This is a genomic window from Carnobacterium sp., from assembly GCF_032094055.1.
In the GTDB taxonomy this organism is placed as follows: domain Bacteria; phylum Bacillota; class Bacilli; order Lactobacillales; family Carnobacteriaceae; genus Carnobacterium_A.
Genome location: NZ_DAMDAK010000015.1, coordinates 23,197 through 29,799, shown reverse-complemented (window position 1 = coordinate 29,799; position 6,603 = coordinate 23,197). Strand labels below are relative to the sequence as shown.

Here is a 6,603-nt window from a genome sequence, read left to right as displayed (position 1 = left end):
GGTTTTTCAACTGGAGGCGCAACTCTGGAAGATGTCACGTTAATGCGAGCAACTGTAGGACCAGAAATGGGTGTTAAAGCCAGCGGTGGTGTAAGAACAGCTGAGGACGCGAAAGCTTTTATTGCAGCAGGGGCAACGCGATTAGGTTCATCAAACGGTATTGCTATTGTCGCTAAGTAGTTTGGACAACAGAAGACGGAAAAGCAAAGAATTGATTTATTTGTTCTTTGCTTTTTTATTATGCTTATTTTTGGTTCCTAGGTTTGTGACCATGTAAGTTTTCAGATTGAATTTACCCTCATTTAACGGTATAATAGCAGGAAGGCATTTAACACAACTGGCACTCTCAAGCGAGCGCTTATTTATACTGTTAGAGTAAATTGGTTAAAATAGAAATAAAGTGAACTGTAAAGAAAATCAATTGGAAGAGAAGGTGACAAGATGCCCAAAAATAGAAATTATACTGCACAAGAAGTGATTGCTTTAACGATCACTTATATGAATAGCAGTCATGTGGCTTTTGTCAAGAAGGCATGTGACTTTGCAACGATGGCTCATGAAGGGCAGCTCCGTAAATCCGGTGAACCTTATATCATCCATCCCATTCAAGTTGCAGGCATATTAGCCGAATTAAAAATGGATCCTGTGACTGTGGCAACAGGTTTCTTGCATGATGTTGTTGAAGATACTGATATTACTTTTGAAGATATTGCACGGGAGTTTACACCAGAAGTAGCTATGTTGGTCGATGGTGTAACGAAACTAGGAAAAATTGAATTTAAATCTCATGAAGAACAACAAGCTGAGAACCATCGTAAAATGTTATTAGCAATGGCAAAAGACATACGCGTGATCATGGTCAAATTAGCTGATCGGTTGCACAATTTGCGAACTTTAAAGTTTCACCGTCCAGATAAACAAAGACGTATAGCAAATGAAACGTTAGAAATTTATGCTCCATTAGCCGATCGTCTAGGGATCAGTAAAGTAAAATGGGAATTGGAAGATACTTCTTTGCGTTATTTGAATCCTCAACAGTACTACCGTATTGTTCACTTAATGAATTCTAAACGTGAAGAACGAGAAACCTATATTGCTAATACGATCAAGAAAATCCAAGATTCTGTTGACGAGTTGAATATCAACGCAGAAATCTATGGTCGCCCAAAACACATTTATTCGGTTTACCGTAAGATGCGGGATCAAAAAAAACAATTTAATGAGATTTACGATCTACTGGCTATCCGAATCATTGTTGATTCTATTAAAGATTGTTATGCTGTTTTAGGGGCCGTTCATACACGCTGGAAACCAATGCCGGGACGGTTTAAAGATTATATTGCTATGCCAAAATCTAATATGTACCAATCCATTCACACAACCGTTATTGGACCTAATGGCAAGCCTGTCGAAGTTCAAATTCGAACAGAAGAAATGCATCAAGTGGCAGAATATGGTGTGGCTGCTCACTGGGCTTATAAAGAAGGCATTACCAAAAAATTAGACAATACAGAAGTCGGCGAAAACTTACCTTGGTTTAGAGATATCATCGAGCTGCAAAATGAAGCGAATGATGCCAGCGACTTTATGGAAAGCGTAAAGGGAGATATTCTTAAAGACAAGGTATATGTATTCACTCCAAAAGGCGATGTCAGCGAACTTCCTTCTGGTGCCGGTCCATTAGATTTTGCTTACAATATTCATACAGAGATCGGAAATAAAACAATTGGGGCTAAAGTTAATGGTAAGATCGTTCCTTTGAATTACAAATTAAAAACTGGTGATATCATTGAGGTACTGACTTCACCTAATTCCTATGGACCAAGCCGTGACTGGATCAGTGTGGTTTCAACGAGCAAAGCAAAAAACAAAATAAAACGATTCTTTAAATTGCAAGATCGCGAAGCTAACATCATCAAAGGACGCGATTTGCTTGATAAACAGCTTCAGGATATGCAATTTTTGCCAAAAGAGTTTTTAACTAAACAAAATATGAAAAACCTTTTAGAACGTTTTAATTTCACTACAGAAGACGATTTATTTGCAGCGATCGGTTATGGCGAAGTAACAGCTTTGGCTGTGGCTAATCGGCTAACTGAAAAGGAAAGACGTGCTCGAGAAAGTGAAAAACGTGCTCAAGAAATTGATACTTTAGAAGTGAAGTCAAAAAAAGAAACAGAAAAAATCCAAGTTCGGCATGAAGGCGGCGTAGTCATTCAAGGAGTGGATAACTTGCTAGTCCGTATCAGCCGTTGCTGTAACCCAGTTCCTGGTGACGAAATTGTAGGGTACATTACAAAAGGCCGGGGCGTCTCAATTCATCGAGCTGACTGCCCAAATGTTCAATCAGCTAAGGATGCTGAGAATCGGCTTATTGATGTAGAGTGGCAAGATACTTCTTCTCAGGGACAAGATTACGATGCAGAATTGCAGATTGAAGGCTATAACCGATCTGGTTTATTGAATGAAGTTTTACAAGTTGTCAACACAATGACACGAAATTTAAACAACGTAAATGGACGAGTGGATAATAATCGAATGGCGACCATCACATTAACCGTTGCTATCCCAAATTTAAATCATTTAGAAAAAATTATTGAAAAAGTTAAAATGATTCCTGATGTGTATAGTGTTCGCAGATTAACTTCTTAATAAACTAAAAAGGATCTTTAAACAGAAGATGGATTGACGATCTTCTGTTTTTACTTCATTTTTTATAAAAAAAGAAAAGAGGCATTTTATGAAACTTGTTATTCAAAGAAGCAAACAGGCTGAAGTGAAAATTGAAAATGAAATTGTAGGAAATATTGCTCATGGGTTAGTTCTGCTTGTAGGAATAGAAACAGCAGATACACAAGAAGATGTTGACTATTTAATTCGAAAAGTGTGCAACATGCGCATTTTTTCCGATGAAGGCGACAAAATGAATTGGTCTATTCAAGAGACAGGAGGAGAAATTCTTTCTATTTCTCAATTTACTTTACATGCTGATACTAAAAAGGGCAATCGGCCAAGCTTTATTCAGGCAGCCAAACCAGATACAGCTATTCCTTTATATGAAGCCTTTAATGAAGGCCTAAGAGAAAAAGGAATTCATGTTGAAGCGGGAAGATTTGGTGCAGACATGCAAGTTTCATTAGTAAATGATGGACCTGTAACTATTCTGATCGACAGTAAAAACAAATAAAAAAGTAATTGTAAGGCAATTCTACCAATGCAATGGAGTTTAGCTCTTTATTCTTTCTTGATATAAATAAAAAGAAGCTTACCTGTTTAACATCTATCTCATTAAAGGATAGACACAGGTAAGCTTCTTTTGCTGTTAAAATTAAGGAGCAAAGTATTGGTTTAAAGCCTGATAAATACTTTCCACAATAGAATAACGATAAGAATCCGTATTGATAGTAGCTTGGTCAACGGTATTATTTAAGTAGCCTAACTCTAATAACACGGCCGGCTGTCTGTTTTCCCGTGTAACATAAAAATCACCGAAATGGACTCCATTATTGGGCAGTAGTCCATTTTGCTGGAGTTGAGCATTGATTGTTTCTGCTAATGGTTTTTCTTTCTCGTAATAATAATAAGTCGTCGTTCCGCTAGCTTCATTAGGGTTCTCAGTTGAATCATAATGAATACTGATAAAAGCATCTGCAGCAGCTTGATTGCTGATGACGGTTCTTTGATTTAAACTGACCGTTTCATCTGAATTTCGAGTCAAGATAACATTCGCTCCGGCTTTTTGTAACCGATCAGCTAATACTTTAGCCGTTTTTAGCGTAACTTCTTTTTCGTTATAAGTAGGAGCTGGAGCACCAGGATCTTCACCACCATGTCCTGCGTCAATCACAATTGTTGCTTCTGATAAAGAAGTTACATTAGCTGTTGGAGCAGCAGTTTTGTTGGCGGATAGATCAACGACCCAATTTGCGATGTAGCCTTTTTGTCCATCAGCCGTTTCAATTTGATACCAGTCTCCTGCAGTGCTGAGATAGGTAAAGCTGTCTCCTTTGGAAGCTTTTACTAGGACTTTTTCATCAATGGATGGTCCACTGCGAATGTTAGTCCCATCTGATCTGACAGTGATGGTTTGAATCGGAACTTTTGTATCTTCTTTGGTAAGACTCGTAGGAGTCGCTGTCTTCGTTTCTGCAGTGACTTCAATCAAATCAGAACTTACCCAAGCTACTTGTTCATTGTATTGCACTTGAGTCCAGCCATTTTGTTGAAAGAGCACAGTCAACTCAGTTCCTTTAGTTGCTTTTCCTAAAATAGTAGCTTCTGTGTTGCCCTCGCTCCGGATATTTACAGTCTCACCGATGATCGTTCCGGTTTTATTGGAGGCTGCACTTATTTCAGTATTTGCAATCAACCAACTCGCTACCCAGCCAATTTGATCATTACTCAGCCGAATTTTATACCATTCATTTTCTTCAGAGATTACATTTATTTTTTCGCCGCCTACAACCTGAGTCATAATGTCGTAAGATAACCCTGGTCCGGTTCGTATATTTACGACATTCGCATCGACTTTGATTGTGCTTTGATTAGCCAACGCAACGGTTGCGAAAGTTGTAATGCTGATAAAAATCAAAACAGCTAAAAAAGTAATCAATGTTTTGGGTTGTTTCAGTATACGGATTTTTTGCATTGATTTATTCACTACTTTCCTATTGCAAAACGAGTGCAACCTATTAATTATGTATAAAATGATTATAGCAAGTAAAGGGGGAGATATGCAATCAATTAGTGAACGATTACATCAACTCGCTTAATTATCTTTCTGTTGGATTGGCTTGACAAGCACAAAGCTTTCTTGTAATCTGGAACTATTCCAATAAAAGAAACCCGTTGAAAGAGAGAATAAGCTTTGATAACGCGAAAAAAGAGAGACACACCTTGGCTGAAAGTGATTCCCGTTAAAAGACTGAAAGACACTCTGGAGGGATAGCAGTGAAAAGCTGCTACGTTACGAGCGTTATTCGTTAAGGAAAGCTTAGCTTTCAAACAAAGGTGGTACCACGGGAAACTAATAACTCGTCCTTATTCGATAGAATAAGGGCGCTTTTTTTTTGCTTTTAAATAGAAATAAATAAAAACGAGAGTATGAAGGAGTGTTGAAAAAATGGCCATACAAAGACCAAAAGGAACTGCAGATTTATTACCAAATGATTCGTTAAAGTGGCAATATGTTGAAGAAACCGCCAAAATTATTTTGGGAGATTATCAATTTCATGAAATTAGAACCCCAATTTTTGAAAGTTATGATTTATTTTCGCGCGGAGTAGGGGAAACCAGTGATATTGTTTCAAAAGAAATGTATGATTTTTATGATAAAGGCAATCGTCACATGTCTCTACGTCCAGAAGGTACAGCTCCTGTTGTTCGAGCATACGTGGAAAATAAACTATTTGGTCCAGAATATGCAAAACCCTACAAAGTCTACTATATGGGGCCGATGTTTCGGTATGAGCGTCCCCAAGGAGGGCGTATGCGTCAGTTCCATCAATTAGGAGTCGAAGTTTTTGGAAGCACTAATCCAGCGGTTGATGTTGAATCTATGTCTTTAGCAATGGATTTATTTAAAGAACTTGGCTTAGAACATTTAACATTAGTCATCAACTCACTTGGCGATTCAGCGAGTCGTATTGCCTATCGCGAGGCTTTGATCGCTTATCTTGAACCACATTTTAATGAATTAAGTGAAGATTCTCAAATCCGTTTGCATAAAAATCCTTTACGTGTTTTAGATAGTAAAAATAAAAAAGATCAAGAAATAGTTCAACAAGCTCCTTCTATTTTAGATTATTTAAGTGAAGATTCTCAAAAACATTTTGAACAAGTCAAAGAAATGTTGGATGCGTTGAATATCCCTTATACAGTCGACAGCAACATGGTAAGAGGTTTGGATTATTACAATCATACAATATTTGAAATCATGAGCGATGCACCTGGATTCGGAGCCATTACAACGATCTGTGTAGGAGGACGTTACGATGGTTTGGTTGAAGAACTGGGAGGACCAGAAACACCTGGTTTTGGTTTTGCACTAGGACTAGAACGGTTGATGCTGACTTTAGAAGCGGAAAAGATAGACATCCCTAATTTACACGAACTAGATGTTTATGTGGTTGGCATAGGAGAAGAAACGAATGTGGAGGCTTTAAAACTCGTTCAAGCTATTCGTTCAGCCGGTTTTTCTGCTGAACGTGATTATTTTGACCGTAAAGCTAAAGCACAATTTAAAACCGCTGCAAAATTAAAAGCTAAAGTCGTGTTGACCTTAGGCGAAGAAGAATTAAAAAATGGTCGGGTGAACTTCAAAGTAATGAAAAATGGTAAAGAATCTACTGTGTCATTGAAAGAGGCCTACCAAGACTTTGAAAAACTATTTAATTTAAAAACTGCTGATATGACAGCCTTTAATGACTTTTTCAATAAAGAAGATTAATCAATAACCAAAAGGAGTTGGATCAGAGATGGCAAAACGTACTGAATACTGTGGTAAGATCTCAAAAGATTTATTAGGCCAAGAAGTTGTTTTGAAAGGTTGGGTACAAAAAAGACGGGATTTAGGCGATTTGATTTTTATTGACTTACGCGACC

4 protein-coding genes, 1 pseudogene and 1 other annotated feature are annotated in these 6,603 nt (G+C 37.6%); of the genes and pseudogenes, 4 read left to right on the top strand and 1 reads right to left on the bottom strand.

The features are described 5' to 3' along the window. From RT405_RS03945 to dtd, 3 genes and pseudogenes are all read left to right on the top strand, one after another. Positions 1 to 180 (top strand): annotated as a pseudogene (locus RT405_RS03945) (2-deoxyribose-5-phosphate aldolase); the annotation flags it as partial. Between the two features lie 261 nt (positions 181 to 441). Then, complete coding sequence (locus tag RT405_RS03940; protein ID WP_396163213.1) at positions 442 to 2,652, top strand: RelA/SpoT family protein; 2,211 nt, start codon at positions 442 to 444, stop codon at positions 2,650 to 2,652. An 88-nt stretch (positions 2,653 to 2,740) separates the two neighbouring features. Next, a complete protein-coding gene (gene dtd / locus RT405_RS03935) occupies positions 2,741 to 3,187 on the top strand; it encodes a D-aminoacyl-tRNA deacylase (RefSeq protein ID WP_313467739.1) in 447 nt (148 codons plus the stop codon). Between the two features lie 141 nt (positions 3,188 to 3,328). On the opposite strand, the gene RT405_RS03930 is transcribed toward dtd, so the two are convergent. Next, positions 3,329 to 4,648 carry an N-acetylmuramoyl-L-alanine amidase gene (locus tag RT405_RS03930; protein ID WP_313467737.1) on the bottom strand — a complete coding sequence of 440 codons (1,320 nt, stop codon included), beginning with the start codon at positions 4,646 to 4,648 and terminating at the stop codon, positions 3,329 to 3,331. Between the two features lie 191 nt (positions 4,649 to 4,839). Beyond that, positions 4,840 to 5,045: a binding site (T-box leader), on the top strand. A 77-nt stretch (positions 5,046 to 5,122) separates the two neighbouring features. Here RT405_RS03930 and hisS point away from each other — a divergent pair. Beyond that, positions 5,123 to 6,448, top strand: a complete 1,326-nt coding sequence (gene hisS, locus RT405_RS03925; protein ID WP_313467735.1) for a histidine--tRNA ligase — start codon at positions 5,123 to 5,125, stop codon at positions 6,446 to 6,448. Positions 6,449 to 6,603 lie beyond the last annotated feature (155 nt).

Bases quoted from the DNA above. Each gene is read 5' to 3' on its own strand.
- dtd (WP_313467739.1), top strand. From the start codon at position 2,741: ATGAAACTTGTTATTCAAAGAAGCAAACAGGCTGAAGTGAAAATTGAA.
- RT405_RS03930 (WP_313467737.1), bottom strand. From the start codon at position 4,648: ATGCAAAAAATCCGTATACTGAAACAACCCAAAACATTGATTACTTTT.
- RT405_RS03940 (WP_396163213.1), top strand. From the start codon at position 442: ATGCCCAAAAATAGAAATTATACTGCACAAGAAGTGATTGCTTTAACG.
- hisS (WP_313467735.1), top strand. From the start codon at position 5,123: ATGGCCATACAAAGACCAAAAGGAACTGCAGATTTATTACCAAATGAT.